The sequence below is a fragment of the Cellulosimicrobium sp. PMB13 genome, from assembly GCF_051294865.1.
GTDB lineage: Bacteria > Actinomycetota > Actinomycetes > Actinomycetales > Cellulomonadaceae > Cellulosimicrobium.
In genome coordinates this window covers 984,202-1,004,301 of sequence record NZ_CP145910.1, presented here as the reverse complement: position 1 = coordinate 1,004,301, position 20,100 = coordinate 984,202, and the positions used below count along the sequence as shown (strand labels likewise).

Genomic DNA, 20,100 nt, shown 5'->3' with positions numbered 1-20,100 from the left:
GGCGGTCACGGGACCCCGTGACCCCGAGACGAGGGGTGCACCGTGGACGACTTCTGGAGCTGGTTCTGGCTCATGGTGTGGTGGTTCTTCTTCATCGCCTACCTGATCATCCTCTTTCAGATCCTGGGGGACCTGTTCCGCGACAAGGCCCTCAGCGGCTGGTGGAAGGCGGTGTGGGTCGTGGCCCTCATCCTCGTGCCGTACCTCAGCGCCCTGATCTACCTCATCGCGCGCGGACGGGGCATGGCCGAACGCCACGCCGAGGAGGACCGTGCGCGCAAGCAGATCATGGACGACTACGTCCGGGCCACGGCCGGGAGCGGGAAGTCGGCCGCCGGCGAGATCGCGGACGCCAAGGCGCTCTACGACGCGGGCGCCATCGACGCGGCCGAGTTCACCACACTCAAGGCCAAGGCGCTCGCGTAGCGGGGTCGGTGCCCGCGTAGTCCCGGCGACCGGTGGCTACGCGGGCTCCTGCGCCTCCGCGTACCGCTGGAGGAACCGCACCTGGGCCACGACCATCCGCTCGATCTCGCGAGGGTCCACGCTCTCGTCGGACGCATGGATCCGCGCCCCTGCGACGTCCTCGGGCCCCCAGAGGACGAACTCGGCGCCGGGCGCCACGCCCGCGAGGGTGCGTAGGAGCGGGATGGAACCGCCGCTCCCCACGACCCCGGGCTCGACGCCGTAGGCGTCCGCGAGCGCCGCCCGCGCCGCGGCGTACGCCGGCCCGTCGGTGCGGCAGTCGAACGGCGGGGCGGCCTTGGTGCGCTGAACCTCGACGCGGGCGCCCCAGGGGGCGTGGGACTCGAGGTGGGCGACGAGCGCGTCGAGCTCGTGGTCGGGGTCGGCACCCGGGACGATGCGCATCGAGATCTTCGCGGACGCCCGCGGGATGAGCACGTTCGACGACCCGGCGATGCCGGTGGTGTCGACGCCGATCGCGTTGATCGACGGCTTCGTCCAGAGCCGGTCACCGACGGGGCCGGTCCCCACGAGCCCGACGCCGTCGAGCAGGTCGGCGCTCGCGAGGAACTCCTCGGCGGTGATGCCCTCCCCGTCCCACGCCCGCGACGTCACCCCGGCGACGGCGACGTCCCCGTCGTCGTCCTGGAGCGTCGCGAGGAGCCGTGCCAGGGCCATCATGGCGTCGGGGGCGGGCCCGCCGAAGATCCCGGAGTGCAGCGGGTGCTGCAGCGTGCTCACGGTCACGACGCACGCGACGTCGCCCCGCAGCGCCGTCGTGAGGACGGGTTCCCCGACCCGGAGGTTGCCCATGTCGCACACGACGAACGCGTCGCACTCGAACAGGTCGGGGTGGGCCACGACGAAGGCCTCGAGGTTGCTCTCGGTCTCCTCCATGCCCTCCAGGACGATCCGGAGCGTGCACGGGGGCCGGTCGGCGAGGAGCCGCAGGGTGCCGAGGTGACAGACGATGCCGCCCTTGTCGTCGGCGGAACCACGTCCGCTCACGCGGCCGTCGGGACGCGTCGCGGGACGCCACGGGTCCGTCGTCCAGCCCTGCTCGGGGGGCGCGGGCTGGACGTCGTAGTGGGCGTACAGGACGACGACGGGTGAGCCCGGCGGTCCCGGGATCTCGCCGTAGATCGGCGGGTACCCGGACGGCACGTCCATCAGCCGCGCGTCGGTCGCACCGGCCTCGTGGAGCATCCGGAGCGTGGTGCGCGCCATCTCCTCGACCGGCTCCGCCGGGTAGCCGGGGAACGCGACCGAGGGGATCGCCACGAGCTCCGTGAGGGACTCCAGCAGGGACGGCATGAGGGCGGCGGCGCGCGCCGCGACGTCGTCGTTCTCCATGGGATGCTCCCGTCACCGGGGCCGGCCGTCGTCGGCCGGCCGTCAGAAGAAGATCGCGCCGATGAGCGCGCCCACGACGATCGTCGTCACCGACAGGACGAGCATCGGGACGAAGAAGCTGTGGTCGAGCAGCTTGGTGCCGAGCTTCGTGGTCCCCGAGAGGTCGAAGTTGGCGGCGGCGATCTGGGTGCCGTTGGCCGGGAGCGTGTACACGCCGCCGAGCGCACCGGCCCACATGCCGGTCACCAGCCCCGGCGACAGCCCGGCGGCGAGGCCGATCGGGACGATCGTGCGGGTCGCCGTCGACTGGCTCGTGGTCAGGGCGGCGACGAGGAAGACGGCCAGCGCGAAGATGAACCGCCAGTCGGTCACCCAGGCTCCGATGGTGCTGACGATCAGCTCTTCGTGCGCGGTGATGAACGTCGCCGTGAGCCAGGCGATCCCGAACAGCGCGATCGCCGAGATCATCCCTGCCTTGAAGACCGACTGGTCCGGCACCTCGTCGACCTTCGGCCTCCCCAGGAACAGGATCGCGACGCCGACGACGAACATCACGAGGACGATGGTGGTCGTCATGTCGATCGGGACCATCCCCTCCTCGGGCACCTCGAACGCGGGACGCAGCCCGGGGAAGAGGCCGAGCAGGACGATGGCGAGCACCCCGGCGAGGAAGGCGAGCGCCGAGTTCCGCCCGCGGCTCGTGTACGTCAGGGTCGAGGCGATCGACACGGGCGCGGCCGGCCCGTCGAGGGCGTCCGCCGTCCCACCGGAAGGACCCGGCACGGTCGGCACGGTGGGCGCGTCACCGCCCGCCCCCACGGCGGCGCGCGCGGGGGGCGTGGCCGGCACCCCGACCGCGGAGGGGGCCTCCAGCTCGCCGGCGGCGATCTTCGCGAGCACCTCGGGGTCCTCGTCGAGCTCCTTGCCGGTCCGGTTCACGACGAGCGCCGTCACCACGATGCCGACGACGCACGCAGGCACGGTAATGGCGAGGATCTGGGTGAGCCCGAGGTCGTACGGTGCGACGTCCGTGAGCGTGAGCATCGCCGCCATCGCGGCCGAGACCGGCGACGCGGCGAGCGCTATGCCCGACTGGACGACCGTGACGGTCAGGGGACGGGACGGGCGGATGTTGTTCCGGTAGGACACGTCGTAGATGACGGGCAGCAGGGGGTAGATGATGTTGCCGGTGCCGGCCCCGACGCAGAACGCGAAGGCCGTGAGCGGTGCGATGACGGTGATCTGGCGGGGATGGCGCTCGATGATCCGCGCGGCCATGGCGACCATCCAGTCGATGCCGCCGGCCGCCTGCATGAGGGCGGCCGCCGTGACCACCGCGAGGATGATCGCCAGGGCGGCGGCCGGCGGCTCACCGGGCGCCTCCCCGAAGACGAAGACGAGGACGGCGGTACCCAGTCCGCCCCACAGCCCGACCCCGACGCCGCCCGACCGGGTACCCATCACGATCGCCCCGAGCACCACCAGGGCCTCGAGCACGAAGAGAACGTCCACGACCCGACCTCCTTGTCGGCCACGCCTGGGTGTCCGGGACGGACGTCAGGCGCTGAGGATGCGTGCCTTCTGGGCGTCGAACTCCGCCGGGGTGAGGACGCCCTGGTCGCGCAGTCCGGCGAGCTCGCGCAGCTGCGCCAGCTTCGCGTCCATGTCGTCGCCGGCCGGGGCCGCGGGCGGGGGCGCCGCGTACTGCGGCGGTGGCGGTGCGTACTGCGGCTCGGCGTACGCCGGCTGCGCGTTCTGGGCGTCCTGCGCGGCCCAGCGACCCTGCTGACGGCGCTGCACGCGCCCGGAGACGGCGCTCGCCGTCCCCGCGACGACGGCCGTCCGGGCGACACCTCGGATCAGTCCCACGGCGTGCTCCTCTCTCGACTCTCTCGGTACGGGCGATGCCCGCGGTGGTCAGCGGCTCTCGACGGCGTCGAGCGCGGCGACGATCGACTGCACGGGGATCCTCCCACCGGCGACGACCGACCCTCCTCCGCGGCGCAGTGCCGAGGCGAAGGGTGCGGCCCACAGGTTCTCGTACACGAGCACGCCCGCGGCGCTGCCCGGCTCCAGGGCGGCCCCGGCCTGCTCGAGGTCGTCGTCGCCGAGCAGGCCCGACGACGCGCCCTCGAACACCGAGACGTCGAAGTCCCCGGTCGCGTCGAGGTCGTGCAGCTCGATGCCCGACACCTCGCCGGCGCTGTTCTTCTCGACGAACGCCAGGTCGAGGACGCGGATGATCCCGCGGTCCACGAGCTCGACGAGGAGCGGCAGGGCCTCGCCGTCGAGCCGGTTCTCGGGAAACTCCACGACGAGGAAGTCGATCGGCCCCATCTCGTCCACGTCTCGCTCCATCGGTTCCACTCCCGTCGTCACGACGCTCTGCGGACCCGGACGGGCCCTCCTGGCACCACCGTCGATGCTGCGGCCCGGCGTGTCCTCACCCTCCGTGGGTGAGGGGGCGCCGTCGACCGCGGCGAGCAGGCCGGCGAGGTCCGTGTCGCGGACGCGGTAGGACGTGACCGTGGCGGGCATCGACCGGCTGACGCCGCGCAGCATCTCCTGCACCAGCGGGCCCACCGGTCCGCGCACGACGACCTCGACCTCGGCGGGTGCGCCCGCCGCCGCGGTGCGCAGCTCCAGCAGGTCGAGACCGAGCGAGGCGAGCCGCTGGAGCAGCCCGTACAGCGCCGCCTGGTCGCGCACCGTCGCCTCGAGGAGCGTGCAGGCCGTCGCCCGACGAACACCGAGCTCCGCGAGGTCCGCGTCGGGCACGTCGACAGACCCCACCACGGTCAGCTCTACCCGCGTCGTTCCCGTCACGTCGCTCTCCCGACCTCGCGCGTGGTGCCAGGATCCGTGCGCCACCGGCCCGGCGGATCACCCGACGGGGGTGCCTCGTCCCGACTACCCTCGACGGGTGAGGAGCGCGCACGCGTCCCTGCCGCACAGTGGAGGGCGCGGCCGCCGAGCGCCGCCACCCGGGAGGAACGCGCATGGACGGCTCGCACGACGACGGGTCCGTCGAGGAACGGCTCGCCGCGCTCGAGCGCGAGAACGCCGCCCTGCGGCGCCGGCTCGCGACCGCGGAGGTCGGGGCCCCGGCAGGACGACCACCGCTCCGCCCCGAGGGTGCCCGGCCGCACCGCCTGCGCGCCGTGGCGTGCGTCGTCCTCATCACGCTCGGCGCCCTCCTCGCCCCCGCGGGCGCCGTGGCTGCGTGGGCCCAGCGCGAGCTCACCGACACCGAGCGCTACGTGGAGACGGTCGGCCCGCTGGCGAGCGACCCGGTCGTGCAGTCCGCGGTCGCGGGCCGGCTCACCGAGGCGGTCATGTCACGGATCGACGTGAGCGCCCTGCTCGACGACGTCGTCGGCGGGCTCGAGGAGAACGACATCGCTCCTCGTGCCACACGCGCCCTCAGCGCGCTCGAGGCGCCCCTGACGAGCGGCGTCGAGTCGTTCGTGCGCAGCGCCGCCGACCGGGTCGTCCAGAGCGACGCGTTCGAGGAGGCGTGGGTGCAGGCGAACCGCGTCGCGCACCAGCAGCTCGTCGCCGTCATGCGGGGCGAGGACGGCCAGGTGCTGCAGGTCGGGGCGGACGGGCAGCTGTCGATCCAGCTCTCGGGGATGATCGAGATCCTCAAGCAACGGCTCGTCGACCGTGGGCTCGACGTCGCCGCGAACATCCCCGAGATCAACGCGAGCTTCACGATCGTCCAGACGACCCAGCTCGTGCAGCTCCAGAACCGCTACGCGCAGCTCGTGGTGCTCACGACCTGGCTCCCGTGGGTCGCACTGGGCCTGCTCGCGGCGGGGGTCCTCGTCGCGACGCACCGCCTGCGCGCCCTCGTCGTCGCGGGACTCGCGCTCGCGGCGGCGATGGTCGTGCTCGGCATCGGGCTCGCGGTCGCCCGCGGCCTCTACCTGAACGCGCTGAGCGGGCAGGTGGCGAGGCTGGACGCCGCCGAGATCGTGTTCGACCAGGTGGTCTCGTTCCTGCGCCTCACGCTGCGCACGGTCGGCGTGCTGGGCCTCGTCGTCGCGCTCGCCGCCTACCTGGGCGGGTCGAGCGCCTCCGCGCGGAGCCTGCGGACGGGACTCGCGCGCATCGGGGACTCGGGCCGGGCCTGGGCGGCGAACCGCGGCGTCACGTCGGGTCCGGTGGGCGACTGGCTCGCCCGGCACAAGACCTTCGTCCGCGTCGTCGTCGTCGCGCTCGGCGCGCTGGTCCTCCTCCTCGCCGGTCAGCCGACGCCCGCCCTCGTCGTGGGGACGGCCGTGGTCGCCGGCGTGGTCCTCCTCCTCGTCGAGCTCCTCGCCCGTCCCGCACCCGTCCCACCCCTCCCGCCGGCCTGACCGGCGAGCGAGGACGCCCCGGGCGCGAAGCGTGCCACGGGCGTAGCCTCCTGTCATGGCCTCGGTCAAGCCACGTGCCGAGCCGGAGGTGGTGCCACGCGTCCCGGTCGCCTCCGGGTCGCTGCGCGCCCGGACGACGATCCCCGCACCGCCACCGTCCACGGTCCGCCGACCCGGCATCGAGGCCCGGCTCGACGACGCGGGCTCCCGCCGCCTGACGCTCGTCTCCGCCGGTCCCGGCTGGGGCAAGACGACGACGGTCGCGGCCTGGGCCCGGTCGCGACCCGGTCCGCGCGTCGCCTGGCTGACGCTCGAGCCGTTCGACGACACGCCGACCGCGTTCTGGTCCGACGTCCTGGCGGCGCTCCGAGAAGCCGGCGCCGTGCCGGCGGGCCACCCGCTCGCGGCGATCACCGTGCCCTCCCGGATGTCGGCGGCACTGCTCCGGCGCATCCTGCGCGGCATCGAGGAGCTGCCCGAACCTGTCGTCCTCGTGCTGGACGACGTCCACCACCTCGCCACCGCGGACGTGTCCAGCACGGTCGACGACCTGCTGCGCTACCCGCTGCCCCTGCACGTCGTCGTGCTCACCCGTATCGACCCTCTCTTCCACCTGGAGCGCCTCCGCGGGCAGGGCGAGGTCGTCGAGCTCGCCGCCTCGGACCTCGCCTTCGACGCGACCGCGGTCGCCGCGCTCGGCGCCCTGCACGGTCGCGCGCTCCCAGCCCACGAGGTGGAGCACCTCCTCACGGAGACGGGCGGGTGGGCCGTCGGCGTCCGGCTCCGGGTCGAGGCCGCCCCCGACGCGACGGGCCGTGCCCGCGCGGAACGTTCGGCGGCCGAGTTCCTGCTGACCGAGGTGCTCGGGCGGCGGGACCCGGTGGTGCGGCAGTTCCTGCTGCGCACCAGCGTCGCCACGACGGTGTGCGTGGAGCTCGCGGAGACCCTGGATCCCGGGGCACCTGCCGGACGCCTCCTGCCCGAGCTGGCCGAGTCGGACGGGTTCGTCACCGCACTGGGCGACCAGCGCCGGTGGTATCGCTACCACCCTCTCCTCCGCGAGATGCTGCAGAGCGAGCTGCGCCTCGAGGACCCCGGCGCGGTGCCGGCCGCCCACCGGGCCGCCGCCCGCTGGCTCGTCCGCCACGGCGACCCGCTGCGCGCCCTCGAGCACGCCGTCGCGGCCGAGGACTGGGAGCTCGCGGGCACGGTCTTCGTCGAGGGCGCCGCGGTCCATCTCGTCGGGCCGCACCGCCAGGCGGTGGCCGAGGTGCTGCGCAGCGTGCCGTTCGCGGACCTCCCGCCGGACGTCGCGCTGCACCTGTGCGCGGGCTCGCTCGCGCTCGTCGACGACCGGTTCGAGGCGGCGGACCACCACGTCGCGCGCGCGCGCCGTCTGGTCGGCGACGGGACCGTCGACCCCGTCGCCCCCGCCGTGGTCCTGCTCGGGCTCCTGGAGGCGTCCGTGGCCCGCTCCCTGGGGGACGTGCGACGCCAGGCGACCAGCGCGGGAGCGGCCCTGGCCGCCGCCGCCGCCGTCCCCTTCCCGTTCCCCGCGCTCGAGACGTACCGTCGCCTGGCGCTCGCACAGCGCACGGCCGCGCTCGCGTGGTGCGCCGTCCCGTCGGACCTCGACCCCGTCCGGGCTCCCACGACACGCTCCCCGGACACCGCGGGAGTCGTCGACGGCGCGCGACGGCTCGTCGACCTCGAGGCGCAGGGGGCCGTCGCCCTGCTGGAGGTCGCCCGCGGTCGGCTGGCCGACGGCGAGACGCTCGCCCGCGCGGCGGTGGACGCGGCCCGGACGAGCGGCTGGGAGACGCACGTCCAGGCCCGGGCCGCACACGTGGCGCTGGTCTGGGCGCAGTACCTTCGTGCTCACGACGACGGGCTCGACAGCGCGCTCGTGCACGCACTCTCCGTCGACGGCGGTGGACGCGAACCGGCGTCGGAGGCGGCCGCGCACCTGGTCCAGTCGCTGCTCGCCGCGTCCCGCGGGCACGGCCGTTCGGCCCGGCAGGCGCTCGTGGCCGCCGATCGCGCTCTCGGCGGCGCGCCCGTCCCCGCCGTGCTGGCGGACCTCTGGGTGCGCGCCACGACGGAGGTGCGGCTGCTCGAGACGCCGGGCGCCGTCGGACCGAGCGGGCCGCTCCCGCCGTCGCGCGCTGACGGCGAGAGCCTCGGGTCGGCAGCGCTCGCGGCGGTCTGCCGCGCGCGTCTGCACCTCGCCGCCGGAAGGACCGGTGCGGCACTCCAGGAGCTCGGCAGCGGCACGGACGAGCAGGCCGTCCAGGACGACCTCGTGCGGGTCGAGGCCGCGCTCGTCGAGGCCTCCGCCCTCGCGCACGCGGGGACCCGCCGAGCCGACGACGCACTGGACCGCGCGCTCGGTCTCGCCGCCGGCGAGGGGCTCGTCCGACCGTTCCTCACGGTCGGCTCGCCGGAGCTGCTCCCTGCCCTGGCCCGCGCGGTCGCCCACCGGGGCGACGCGCTCTCCGAGCGTCTGCGCGCACACCTGCCGCACGACGACCGCCCCGAGCCCGCACCTCTGGCCGAGCCCCTCACCGAGCGCGAGCTCTCGATCCTCGCGGTCCTGCCGACGATGGAGAGCAACGTCGAGATCGCCGAGGACTTCTTCGTCTCCGTCAACACCGTCAAGGCGCACCTCAAGGCTCTCTACCGCAAGCTCGGCGTCGGGTCCCGCCGCGAGGCCGTCCGCCGCGGCCGCGAGCTCGGCATCCTGCCCTGACCGGGTCGCCCCGCCGCGCTCGACCGACCGGTCCCGCCGCCCACCGCGGCACGGGCGCGCGTCAGCCCAGCGTGACCGCGGTCGTCCCCGGTACCGGGTCGGGCAGCCGCCGCATCCGGAACGACTGCGCCACGCCGAGGAGCCCGGCAGCGAGCGGCACGAGGAGGGCCACCTGCAGCGCCCGGGCCCGCACGTCGTCGTTGATCCGCAGGATCTCCTCGCGCACGGCCGCCGGCTCGTCGGCCAGCAGCTCGACGAGCTGGGCGTCGCTCATCACCTCGGCGTCCTCCTCGAGGACCTGGCTCACCTGCGCCTTGTCCTCGGGCGGCAGCACGAGGCTGTCCTGCGCCTGCGCCGTGAACCCGCTCGCGAGCGACGCGAGCATGACGGCTCCCGCGAGCGCCAGGCCGAGCGACAGCCCGAACGAGCCCGCGGCCGAGTTCACGCCCGCGGCCTCCCCTACGCGCTCCTCGGGGATCGGCGAGAGCGTGAAGGCGTTGAGCTGGGAGACGAGGAGCCCGAGCCCGCAGCCCGCGACGACGAGCGGGACCGCGAGGTACCACCCGGAGGTCGCGCGCGGGACCACCGGCAGGAGCGCGGCGACCCCGACCACGAGGAGCGAGAAGCCCGCCAGGACGATCGTGGCCGGGCGCCGTCGTCCCGCCCGGCGGCCCGCGACGATCGCCGCGGCGAACATGCTGAGCGAGAGCGGAGCGAGCGACAGCCCGGCGAGCATCGCGTCGTACCCCAGCGCCATCTGGAGGAACACGGGCAGCGCGATCATCGCGCCGCCGAGCGCGACCTGCTGCAGCGTCTGCTGCGACACGCCGAGCCGGAACGGGGGCGAGCGGAACAGGCCGGGGTCGACCAGCGGGGCCACGCCCCGGCGCTCGCGGCGCAGCACCCAGCGTGCGAGACCGACGAGCGCCAGGACGCCGACCGCGACGAGGATGCCCACCGCCTCGCCGCCCTCCTGCCACACGAGGACGCCGAGCACGACGCCTCCCATGCCCAGCACGGAGAGCACGGCCCCGACGACGTCGACCGACCGGTCCCCCGTGAACGGCACGTCGTGCACGAGCCGGATGCCTGCGAGCACGACGACGATCACCACGGCCTCGAGCCCGAACGCGACCCGCCACGACAGGTAGGTCGTGATGAACCCCCCGAGGAGCGGCCCGACCGCGGCCGCCACCGACGCGGACGCCCCGACGAGCGCGTAGACCTTGGTCCGCGCGGTGCCCTCGAAGCTCCCGTGCACGAGCGCCTGCATCGACGGCAGGAGGAGCGCGGCACCGAGACCGCCGACCACGGACCAGAAGATGACGACCGCGACCAGGCTCTGCGCGAGCATCATCGCGACCGCACCGATGCCGTACCCGACGAGGCCGACCACGTACGCGCGCCGCCGGCCCACGAGGTCGCCGACCTTGCTCCCGAGGAGGATGAACGCCGCGGAGACGAGCGCCTCGAGCGCGATGGCCGTCTGGACGCCGCTCACCGTCGTCCCCAGGTCGCGGACCACGGCCGAGATCGACACGTTCATGAACGACGTGTCGACGACGAGCACGAACATCGCCATCGCGAGCAGCACCGCGAGGCGCCGGTCGACCCCCTGCGACGACTCCGGTCCGGCCGGTGCGCCGCCCCCCGCCCCCTGGTCCGCCACGGTCAGGCCCCCGGCAGACCGGCCGCCGCGACGTGCGCGTCGGCCGACGGCTGCGGCGACACGTGCCGCAGGACGAGCTTGCCGAGCTCGACCAGCACGAGGAACGCGAGCGCGACGAGCGCGCACACCCCCCACTGCTCGCCGTCGAGGCTCACCGTCCCGAAGATCCGCTCGAGCCCGTCGAGGGTCGTGACGAGGAACGTCAGCCCGAGCGAGGAGAGCAGGAGCACGACGAACCGGCCGTTGGCGAGCGTGTCGAACGAGAGGATGCTCGCGCGCGGGTCCCGCCACTCGAGCGCCGCGACGACGTGCAGGAGCGACATGGCGGTGAGACCCATCGTCGTCGCGACCGGCAGGTCGTACCGGTCCTCGCCCCACGCCACGGCGACGAGCGTCCCGACGGCGATCAGCACCCCGCCCACCGCGAGCCGCACGCCGAGCGCCCGGCCGATGACCGGTTGGGAGGGCGGTCGCGGGCGGCGGCGCATGAGCCCCGGCGACGCCGCGTCGAAGCCGAGCCCGATCGCGAGCAGCACGTCGATCGCGAAGTTGATCCACAGGATCTGGAGCGGGGTGAGCGGCGTCCCCGCGGCGATCGTGAAGATCCCGGCACCCACGAAGGTGAGGATGAACCCGATGAGCACCACCATCTGGAACCGGATGTACTTCATGAGGTTGTCGTAGAGCCCGCGACCCCCCTCGACGGCCTTGACGATCGTCGCGAAGTTGTCGTCGGTGAGGATCATCTCCGCGGCGTCCTTGGTGACCTCCGTGCCGGTGATGCCCATCGCCACGCCGATGTCGGCGCGGGCCAGAGCGGGCGCGTCGTTCACGCCGTCGCCCGTCATCGCGACGACCTCGCCCTGCCGCTTGAGCACGTCGACGAGCCGCACCTTGTCCTCGGGCGCCACGCGCGCCACGACACCGATGCTCCCGACCTCCGCCTCGAGCTGGGCGTCGCTCATGGCGGCGAACTCCGCGCCGGTCAGCGAGCGTCCCTCGATGCCGAGCTGCCCGGCGATCGCGGCTGCCGTCGTGACGTGGTCGCCGGTGATCATCCGCACGCGGATTCCCGCGTCCTTGCACTCGGCGATCGCGTCGCGCGCCTCGCGTCGCGGCGGGTCGACGATGCCGACGAGCGCGAGCAGCTCGAGGTCCTGGGCCAGCCCCAGCAGGTCGCCCTGGAGGTCGGCGTGCGACACGTCGCGCCGCGCGACGGCGAGGACGCGCATGCCCTCCCCGGCGAGCGCGTCGTTCTCGCGCACGACGAGCGCCCGGGCGTCGTCGTCGAGCGGCGCCGTGCCGCCGTCCGCGGTGAGGTACCGCGTCGAGCGCGCGAGCAGGACGTCCGGTGCGCCCTTGACGTAGGAGCGCACGGCGCCGTCGATCTCGTGGAACGTCGCCATGAGCTTGTACTCGGTGTCGAACGGCACCTCGGCGACGCGCGGGTGCTCGCGGCGCGTCTCCTCGACGTCCAGCCCCGCCTTCGCGGCGAGCACCACGAGCGCGCCCTCGGTCGGGTCGCCGAGGCACTCGCCGTCGCGCACGACCGCGTCGCTGGCAAGCGCCATGGGCAGCGCGACGGGCTCGAGCGGCACCTCCGACGAGCCCGCGGCCGCGAGGATGCGTCCCGTCGTCGAGTAGCCCTCGCCGTCGACCGAGAACCGTCGCCCGGCGAGCACGAGCCGGCGCGCGGTCATCTGGTTGAGCGTGAGCGTGCCGGTCTTGTCCGAGCAGATCGCGGACGTCGAGCCCAGGGTCTCCACGGACTTCAGGCGCTTGACGATCGCGCCCTCGTCGGCGAGCTGCCGCGTGCCGAGCGACAGGAGCATCGTCACGACGGCGGGCAGGCCGGTCGGGATCGCGGCGATCGCGAGGCTGATCCCGACGACGAACAGGCTGTCGAAGTCCTCGCCCCGCGCGAGGCCGAGCACGACGACGACCACGAGGGCGATCGCCGCCATGATCGTGATGATCACGGTGATGCGGTCGAGCTGTCGCGTCAGGGGGGACTTGTCCTGCTCGACGCCGCTGAGCATCCCGGAGATGCGTCCCACCTCGGTCGTCATGCCCGTGGCCGTCACGACCATCTCGCCACGACCGCGCGTGACCTGCGAGTTCATGTAGGCCATGTCGACGCGGTCGCCGAGCGGCGCGTCGTCGGCCGCGACAGGCTCCACGCCCTTGGCGACCGGCGTGCTCTCCCCCGTCAGCCCCGCCTCCTCGATCTCGAGGGACGCGGCGACGAGCAGACGGCCGTCGGCGGGGATCTTGCTCCCCGCCTCGAACCCCACGACGTCGCCCGGCACGAGCTCCTCCGCGGGCACCTGCTCCTGGCGGCCGTCGCGACGCACCGTGGCGGTCATGACGAGCATCTCGCGCAGCGCGGCCACGCTCTGCGCCGCCTTGCCCTCCTGGTGCAGGCCCATGAGGGCGTTGAGCACGGTGAGGGCGAGCACGACGACGCCCGTCGTCACGTCGCCGAGCGCGATGATGCTCACGACCGCGGCGCCGACGAGGACGAGCTGCATGAGGTCGCGGTACTGGCGCAGGAACGCCTGCCACGGTCGTTCCGTGCGCTCCTCAGCCAGGGCGTTCGGCCCGTACCGGGCACGCCGCTCCGCGACCTCGGCCGCCGTCAGCCCCACCGCCGGGTCGACGCCCAGCTCGGCGCACACCGCGTCGGCGGGCACGGTGTGCCACGTGCGGGCCTCGGTCGGGGCCTGCTGTCCGGAGACCTGCTGTCCGGAGACGTGCTGTCCGGGGACCTGCTGTCGGGGGGTCTGCGCGGCCGTCATCGCGGGCTCCTCTCAGGGGCTCCGCTCCACGGTCACAGGCGGCGGGCGCCCGGGCCTCACCCGCCGCGGGTGACCGTGGCCCGGGTCATCCGGCGGCGACGGCGGGGGCGTCGACGGCGTGCTCCGCGGCCCGGCTGACCTCCTCCCACGCCGCCCAGTCGTCCGCGCGCCGGCGCGAGACGTCGTGGGCCAGGTCGTAGACCATGCTGCCGAGCAGGAGTCGCAGCGGCGGGTCGTCGCTGTCGACCAGGGTGAGCATCGCGTCGGCGGCCAGGCGCGGGTCGCTGTCCACCGACCCCTCCGCCCACTGGCGCTCCAGCTCGGCGCGCAGCGGGCCGTAGGCGTCGAGGGGCGTCGTCGACGTCATGCTCGAGTACAGGTCGGTCCAGTAGCCACCGGGCTGGACGATCGTGACCTTGACGCCGAACGACGCCGCCTCCGAGGCCACGGCCTCGCTCAGGCCCTCGAGCGCGAACTTGCTCGCGCTGTACAGGCCCGTGCTCGCGAAGCCGGCGAGGGCGGCGATGCTCGACACCTGCAGGAGGTGGCCCGACCCCTGACGACGCAGGTGCGGCAGGACGGCCTGGGTGACCCAGAGCGCTCCGAAGAAGTTGGCCTCGAGCTGGGCCCTCGCCTCGCCCTCGGTGAACTCCTCGACCATGCCCATGGACAGGGTGCCCGCGTTGTTGACCACGACGTCGAACCCGCCGAGGCGCTCGACGGCGGCCTCGACGCCGGCGCAGACCGCGTCGCGGTCGGTCACGTCGAGCGGCAGGGCCAGGACGCGTTCACGGAGGGCCGGGTCGAAGGCGTCGACCGTGGCGGTCCGTGAGGCAGCCACCACTCGGTCGCCGCGCTCGAGCGCCGCGACGGCGAGCGCACGGCCGAGGCCCCGGCTCGCACCGGTGATGAACCAGGTACGGGGTGCAGGGGAAGACGGTCGCACGGAGGCTCCTTCGTCAAGTGAGACGAGACGGTCCGTCTCGTTCAACCAGACGCTATCCCGGGTCGCACCGATCGTCAAGACGAGACGTTCCGTCTCGTTCGCGTAGGGTGGCGCCATGACGAAGCCGGACCCCGCCCGCCGGAGCGAGACGTCGCGTCGCGCGGTGCTCACCGCCGCGTTCGACCTCCTGCAGGAGATGCCGTACCCCCAGCTCAGCATCGAGCGCATCGCCGCACGGGCGGGTGTGGGGAAGCAGACCATCTACCGGTGGTGGCCCTCGAAGGCCGCGGTCCTCCTCGACGCGTTCCTCCTGCTCAGCGAGAGTGCCGAGGGCGCGCCGCCCGAGCTGCCCGACACCGGCGACCTCGACGCCGACCTGCGCCTCGTCCTGCGCGCCACGGTCGCCGAGCTGAACGACCCCCGCCTCGAGCAGCCGATGCGTGCCCTGGCGACCGAGGTCGCGCACGACGCCGCGCTCGCCGACGCGTACCACGAGCGGCTCGACGGGCCGCTGAAGGAGGCCAAGCGGCAACGCCTGCGCAGCGCCCAGGACGCCGGCCAGCTCGCTGAGCACCTCGACCTCGACCTCGCCGTCGACCTGATCTGGGGTCCGGTGCTCAACCGCTGGCTCCAGCGCAGCGGACCTCTGACGGACGAGTACGTCGACCGGCTCGTCGCGACCGCGCTCGGCGGGATGCGCCCCTGAGCAGGGCGTCGGGTCGAGACGCCGCGCTCGGGACCGGGCCACGTCGTCGGGAACGACCGCACCGCACGACGCCGTGGGCGCGTGCGGTGGGGTGGTCGGTGCAGGTGCCGGGGTCAGCTGATCCTGCGGCGGTAGATGGTGTTGGCGCCGATGTAGGCGGCGGCGAGGATGCCCACGAGCCAGGCGAGGGCGATCCAGATGTCGTTGCCGACGGGCTGCCCGCCGAACAGGGCGCGCAGGGTGTCGACGATGGCGGTGACGGGCTGGTTCTCGGCGAACCAGGCGACGGGGGCGGGCATGGTGTCGGTGGGGACGAACGCGGAGCTGATGAAGGGCAGGAAGATCAGCGGGTAGGAGAACGCGGAGGCGCCGTCGACGGTCTTGGCCGAGAGCCCGGCGATGACGGCGAGCCAGGTCAGCGCGAGGGTGAACAGGACGAGGATGCCGATCACGGCGGCCCAGGCGCCGACGGAGGCGCTGGTGCGGAAGCCCATGAGGAGTGCGACGGCGACGACGATCGCCACTGAGATCATGTTCGAGACGAGTGAGGTCAGGACGTGGGCCCACAGGACGCTGGAGCGGGCGATGGGCATGGACTGGAAGCGTTCGAAGATGCCGCCCTGCATGTCGAGGAACAGCCGGTAGGCGGTGTACGCGATGCCGGAGGCGATGGTGATGAGCAGGATGCCCGGCAGCATGTAGTTGATGTAGGACTCGTCGGTGCCGGTGTTGATCGCGCCGCCCAGGACGTAGACGAACAGCAGCATGAGCGCGATCGGCGTGACGGCGGTCGTGATGATGGTGTCGGGGCTGCGCGAGATGTGGCGCAGGGACCGGCCGGTCAGGACGCCGGTGTCGGTCAGGACGTGGGTGGTGGTCATCGGACTTCCTTGTCTGCGTCGGCCGTGGTGGCGGCGGTGGGCTGGGTGGCGCCGGTGGCGCCGACGAGGGAGAGGAAGACGTCCTCGAGGGAGGGCTGCTTCTCGACGTACTCGACCTGCGCCGGGGGCAGCAGGGCCTTGAGCTCGGCCAGGGTGCCGTTCTGGATGATGGTGCCCTCGTGCAAGATCGCGATCCGGTCGGCGAGCTGTTCAGCCTCGTCGAGGTACTGCGTGGTGAGCAGGACGGTCGTGCCGTTCTTCGCGAGGGTCCTGACGGTGTCCCAGACCTCGATCCGGGCCTGCGGGTCCAGACCGGTGGTGGGCTCGTCGAGCACGATGACCGGCGGGTCACCGATCAGGCTCATCGCGATGTCCAGGCGGCGGCGCATCCCGCCGGAGTAGGTCCCGGCGCGGCGCGCCCCGGCGTCGGTCAGGGAGAAGCGCGCGAGCAGGTCGTCCGCGACCTGTCCCGGGTTCTTCAGGTGCCGCAGCTTCGCGACCAGCACGAGGTTCTCCCGGCCGGTGAGGATCTCGTCGACCGCCGCGAACTGCCCGGTCAGGCTGATCGACTCCCGGACCTGACCGGCCTGCGTGGCGACGTCGAACCCCTGCACCGTCGCGGTCCCCGCGTCGGCCTTGAGCAGCGTCGACACGATCCGCACCAACGTCGTCTTGCCCGCACCGTTGGACCCCAGCAGCGCGAAGATGCTCCCCGCCGCCACGTCCAGGTCCACCCCGCGCAGCACGCGCAGGTCCTTGAACGACTTCTCCACACCCCGCACCTGGATGGCGGGGACGACACTCTGTTCGGTACTCATCGGAGGTTCTCCTTCGGTGTCGGTAGGGCTCAGGGGCGGCGGACGACGACGTCGCCGTAGCCCGTGCTGGCGTGGATCTCTGCGGTGGCCTCGTCGTCGACCGGCCCCTCGGTGGGAGTGAGCAGGTTGCGGACGCTGCCGTTCTCCGACGAGACGTCGAGGTAGGCGGCGGTGCCCGCGGGCACGCCCACCTCGATCGAGCCGAAGGAGGACGTGAGGGTGACGGCCCCGGACTCGAGGCTGGTGACGCGGATGCCGGCGTGGGCGGACTTGGCGGTGAGCGTGCCGTGCACGCGGCTCACGGCGATGTCGGCGTGGGCACCCTGAACCTCCAGGGAGCCCGTGACGGCGCCGACCGTGGTGGTCCCGTTGCTGGCCCGGATCGTCCCGGTGCCGGCGACCTCGTCGACGAGCACCGAGCCGGCGCTGACCCGCACGTCCAGGGCACCCGTGACGCGACGGGCGGCGACCGAGCCGGCGGAGACCTTGAGGGTGAGGCGGTCGACGTCGTCCACGCGGACGTTGCCGGCGGAGAGCGTCATGTCCACGGCCGCGAGGGTCCCCTCGGCGTAGAGCGAGCCGGTCTTGCCCCGCAGCTCGGACCCGACGGGGACCTCGACGGTGATGTCCGCCGTGCCGGACGCGAAGGGGAGCACGAACTGCTTCCAGGACCCGGGGTAGGTGATGGTGACGGCGTCGCCGTCGCGGCCGACCCGGACGTCCTCGGCGGCGCGCACGCTGCCCGACTTGTCGTTGGTCGGCGAGACGGTGACGACGACGTCGTCACGCTCCGCGGCGACGACGTGGAGGTTGGCGAACGGGACGTCCACGACGACCGGGACGGGGCGAGAGGTGGGGAAAGTGGGCATGACGGGGCTCCAGGAGTGGTGTCAGGTGGTGTCAGACGGGACAGGAGGCGACGGCGTGGCGGACGGCGGCGGGAGGCCGCCGGGAGGTCAGCGCACCCAGCCGGTGACGCGGCCGGTGGCGCGCTGCTGGGGGCTCGGGGCCGAGGGGCGGCCGGACGGCTGCTCGAGCGCGGCGGCGACCGCGCGGACCAGCCACGTGTTGACCGAGACGCCGTCGCGCGCGGCGGCCTCCTCGGCCTGCGTCTTGAGGTGGTCGGGCAGGCGCAGCGTGGTCCGCGTGGTCGCGGCCCCCTCGACGTCCGCGGCCGCCGACGGGGCCGACGCGGCCTCGGCCGGCGGGGCGAAGGTGGCGACGGGCGCGGCGGGGACGGCGGGTGCGCTGACGACGAACTCGGGGGCGCCGCCGCGCAGGCGGACGTCCACCGACCCGGGAGCCAGCTCCGCGGAGATCTCCCCCGCGGCGTCCGAGAGCGCCTCGAGGAGGACGAGGCGGGCGGCGGCGTCGAGCGGTGCGCTCAGCCGGGCGGCGAGCTCACGCGCCTCGTCCCCGCCCGCCGCAGCGGCGGTGCCGAGCTGGTGCTGGAGCTCGTCGACATATCTGGTCAGGTCCATGACTCCACTATGACACCATCGTGACACCATGGCAAGGGCTTCTGACGTCAGATTTCTGCACATGGTGTCAGGCATGACGTCACCGCCCGGCTCGCACCGCCCTCGCGGGTGCCGAGCAGCCCTCCGAGGACCCGTCGTCCCGCGGAGCTAGGCCGCAGTGCGCGCGTCGAAGCGGCGCCGATACTCCGACGGCGACGTGCCGAAGGCCGTGGCGAAGCTCTGCCGCAATGTCACGGTGCTGCCGAACCCGCACGCGTCGGCGACCTGGTCGACCGACAGGTCCGTCGACTCGAGCAGCCGGCGCGCCTCGTCCAGCCGGCGCGACCGGACCCAGGCGGCCGGCGTCGCGCCCGTGGAGGCACGGAACGCGCGGACGAAGGTACGCCGGCTCATGTGCGCCACGGCGGCGAGGCGTTCGACCGTCAGCGTCTCGCCGAGGTGCTCGAGCGCCCAGGCGACGACGCGAGAGACCGGGTCGTCGGACGCGTGCGCGGGCACGGGCCGCTCGATGTACTGCGCCTGCCCGCCCTCGCGGTGCGGCGCCACGACGAGGTGGCGCGCCACCTGGTTGGCCGCCGCCGCGCCGAGCCGGCTGCGCACGAGGTGCAGGCACGCGTCGATCGCCGAGGCCGTCCCCGCCGAGGTGAGCACGTCGCCGTGGTCGACGTAGAGGACCGACGCGTCCAGGGTGACGTCAGGGTGGCGGCTCGCCAGCATGTCCATCGACTGCCAGTGCGTCACCGCGCCGCGGCCGGAGAGCAGTCCCGCGTCCGCGACGGCGACCGCCCCGAGGCACAGCCCGGCCACCGTGGCGCCGCGGTCGTGGGCCCCCGTGAGCACGCGTCGCAGCGTCGTACCCACGGTGCGGCCGTCCTCGAACCAGGACGGGACGACGACGACGTCGGCCTCCGCGGCCGCCGCAGGGCCCTGCACCCCGCCGATCCGGTACCCCTCCGCGGTGCGGACCGACCCGGCGCGGTCGGAGAAGAGCACCGTCTCCCAGGCGCCGAGGCCCTGCCGGGACACCTCGTCGAAGACGACCTGCGGGACGGAGAGGTGGAACATCGTGACGCCGTCGAAGGCGTAGACGGCGATGCGCAGCGGCGGTCCAGAGGTTGGCACGGATCCATCGTAACGATGCACGTGTGCCAATGGCCGAGACCGCTCGGGGTCGGGAGACTCGAGGAGTCGCTCTCGAAGGCGGCGTCCCCCGAGCCAAGGAGCACCTCGACATGACCACCCCGCGCCGCGCCCTCGTCCTCGTCGACGTCCAGCAGGTCTACTTCGACGGCCCCCTCGAGATCCAGTACCCGCCGCACACGGAGTCGTTGCCCTGGATCGCCGCGGCCATCGATGCCGCCCACGCGGCCGGGATCCCGGTCGCCGCGGTGCAGCACACGGCGGGAGAGGGCGCTCCGGTGTTTGACCCGACGACGCACGGCTTCGAGCTGCACCCTGAGGTCGAGAGCCGCAGGACGGACGCGTGGAAGTCGGTCGTCAAGGAGTACGGCACGGTCTTCGCCGGCACGGACCTGCTCGCGTGGCTGCGTGAACACCAGGTCGACACCGTCACCTTCGTCGGCTACATGACCAACAACTGCATCCTCGCCTCCGCCGCCGAGGCCGAGACGCACGGCCTGGCGGCCGAGGTCCTGTCCGACGCGACCGGGGCGATCAACATCGCCAACGACGCGGGGTTCGCGGACGCCAAGACGGTGCACACGACCCTGCTGACGTTGCTCCACTCCAACTTCGCCGCGGTCGCCGACACCATGACCTGGTCCGACGCCGTCACCGCCGGCGAGCCGCTGCCCACGAGCGACCTGGGAACCTCCGCCGTCACGGGCGCGCAGCGCGCCGCCCAGGGCTGAGC

At 73.6% G+C, this 20,100-nt stretch carries 17 protein-coding genes; 5 read left to right on the top strand and 12 right to left on the bottom strand.

The window, feature by feature from the left end:
• Positions 1 to 42 precede the first annotated feature (42 nt).
• Positions 43 to 426, top strand: coding sequence for an SHOCT domain-containing protein (locus V5D56_RS04815; protein WP_435737922.1), 384 nt, complete (start codon positions 43 to 45; stop codon positions 424 to 426).
• A gap of 36 nt (positions 427 to 462) precedes the next feature.
• Here V5D56_RS04815 and V5D56_RS04810 read toward each other — a convergent pair whose 3' ends face one another.
• Genes V5D56_RS04810 through V5D56_RS04795 form a run of 4 tightly spaced genes read right to left on the bottom strand, consistent with a single transcriptional unit; the run spans position 463 to position 4,644 of the window.
• The gene (locus V5D56_RS04810; RefSeq protein WP_435737921.1) at positions 463 to 1,818 is read right to left on the bottom strand and encodes a M20/M25/M40 family metallo-hydrolase; all 1,356 of its coding nucleotides are present in this window, start codon (positions 1,816 to 1,818) and stop codon (positions 463 to 465) included.
• A gap of 42 nt (positions 1,819 to 1,860) precedes the next feature.
• Positions 1,861 to 3,330, bottom strand: coding sequence for an anaerobic C4-dicarboxylate transporter family protein (locus V5D56_RS04805; protein ID WP_435737920.1), 1,470 nt, complete (start codon positions 3,328 to 3,330; stop codon positions 1,861 to 1,863).
• Positions 3,331 to 3,375: 45 nt separating this feature from the next.
• Positions 3,376 to 3,687 carry an SHOCT domain-containing protein gene (locus tag V5D56_RS04800; RefSeq protein WP_435737919.1) on the bottom strand — a complete coding sequence of 104 codons (312 nt, stop codon included), beginning with the start codon at positions 3,685 to 3,687 and terminating at the stop codon, positions 3,376 to 3,378.
• A 48-nt stretch (positions 3,688 to 3,735) separates the two neighbouring features.
• Positions 3,736 to 4,644, bottom strand: a complete 909-nt coding sequence (locus V5D56_RS04795) for a DUF6325 family protein (protein WP_435737918.1) — start codon at positions 4,642 to 4,644, stop codon at positions 3,736 to 3,738.
• 173 nt (positions 4,645 to 4,817) lie between these two features.
• On the opposite strand from V5D56_RS04795, the gene V5D56_RS04790 reads away from it, so the two are divergent.
• Both V5D56_RS04790 and V5D56_RS04785 read left to right on the top strand, forming a co-directional pair.
• Positions 4,818 to 6,179, top strand: a complete 1,362-nt coding sequence (locus V5D56_RS04790; protein ID WP_435737917.1) for a hypothetical protein — start codon at positions 4,818 to 4,820, stop codon at positions 6,177 to 6,179.
• A gap of 55 nt (positions 6,180 to 6,234) precedes the next feature.
• Positions 6,235 to 8,928, top strand: coding sequence for a LuxR C-terminal-related transcriptional regulator (locus tag V5D56_RS04785; protein ID WP_435737916.1), 2,694 nt, complete (start codon positions 6,235 to 6,237; stop codon positions 8,926 to 8,928).
• Positions 8,929 to 8,989: 61 nt separating this feature from the next.
• Here the strand turns inward: V5D56_RS04785 and V5D56_RS04780 are convergent, their stop codons facing one another.
• The 3 genes from V5D56_RS04780 to V5D56_RS04770 all read right to left on the bottom strand — a co-directional run bounded on the left by V5D56_RS04780 (position 8,990) and on the right by V5D56_RS04770 (position 14,341).
• On the bottom strand, positions 8,990 to 10,510 hold the full coding sequence (locus V5D56_RS04780) for an MFS transporter (RefSeq protein ID WP_435738953.1): 1,521 nt from the start codon (positions 10,508 to 10,510) through the stop codon (positions 8,990 to 8,992).
• A gap of 89 nt (positions 10,511 to 10,599) precedes the next feature.
• A complete protein-coding gene (locus tag V5D56_RS04775; RefSeq protein ID WP_435737915.1) occupies positions 10,600 to 13,395 on the bottom strand; it encodes a cation-translocating P-type ATPase in 2,796 nt (931 codons plus the stop codon).
• A gap of 85 nt (positions 13,396 to 13,480) precedes the next feature.
• Entirely contained in the window at positions 13,481 to 14,341 is an 861-nt protein-coding gene (locus V5D56_RS04770) for an SDR family NAD(P)-dependent oxidoreductase (RefSeq protein WP_435737914.1), read from the bottom strand.
• A 115-nt stretch (positions 14,342 to 14,456) separates the two neighbouring features.
• Between V5D56_RS04770 and V5D56_RS04765 the strand changes: the two genes are divergently transcribed.
• On the top strand, positions 14,457 to 15,047 hold the full coding sequence (locus V5D56_RS04765; protein WP_435737913.1) for a TetR/AcrR family transcriptional regulator: 591 nt from the start codon (positions 14,457 to 14,459) through the stop codon (positions 15,045 to 15,047).
• Between the two features lie 113 nt (positions 15,048 to 15,160).
• Here the strand turns inward: V5D56_RS04765 and V5D56_RS04760 are convergent, their stop codons facing one another.
• The 5 genes from V5D56_RS04760 to V5D56_RS04740 all read right to left on the bottom strand — a co-directional run bounded on the left by V5D56_RS04760 (position 15,161) and on the right by V5D56_RS04740 (position 19,349).
• On the bottom strand, positions 15,161 to 15,928 hold the full coding sequence (locus tag V5D56_RS04760) for an ABC transporter permease (RefSeq protein ID WP_435737912.1): 768 nt from the start codon (positions 15,926 to 15,928) through the stop codon (positions 15,161 to 15,163).
• Positions 15,925 to 16,746, bottom strand: a complete 822-nt coding sequence (locus tag V5D56_RS04755) for an ABC transporter ATP-binding protein (RefSeq protein ID WP_435737911.1) — start codon at positions 16,744 to 16,746, stop codon at positions 15,925 to 15,927. The genes V5D56_RS04760 and V5D56_RS04755 overlap by 4 nt, the downstream gene beginning before the upstream one ends.
• Before the next feature lie 29 nt (positions 16,747 to 16,775).
• Positions 16,776 to 17,615 carry a DUF4097 family beta strand repeat-containing protein gene (locus tag V5D56_RS04750; protein WP_435737910.1) on the bottom strand — a complete coding sequence of 280 codons (840 nt, stop codon included), beginning with the start codon at positions 17,613 to 17,615 and terminating at the stop codon, positions 16,776 to 16,778.
• Positions 17,616 to 17,702: 87 nt separating this feature from the next.
• Complete coding sequence (locus V5D56_RS04745; RefSeq protein WP_435737909.1) at positions 17,703 to 18,227, bottom strand: YlcI/YnfO family protein; 525 nt, start codon at positions 18,225 to 18,227, stop codon at positions 17,703 to 17,705.
• Between the two features lie 147 nt (positions 18,228 to 18,374).
• On the bottom strand, positions 18,375 to 19,349 hold the full coding sequence (locus V5D56_RS04740) for a GlxA family transcriptional regulator (RefSeq protein ID WP_435737908.1): 975 nt from the start codon (positions 19,347 to 19,349) through the stop codon (positions 18,375 to 18,377).
• Between the two features lie 110 nt (positions 19,350 to 19,459).
• Between V5D56_RS04740 and V5D56_RS04735 the strand changes: the two genes are divergently transcribed.
• Entirely contained in the window at positions 19,460 to 20,098 is a 639-nt protein-coding gene (locus V5D56_RS04735) for an isochorismatase family protein (RefSeq protein ID WP_435737907.1), read from the top strand.
• The last annotated feature ends 2 nt before the right edge of the window (positions 20,099 to 20,100 follow it).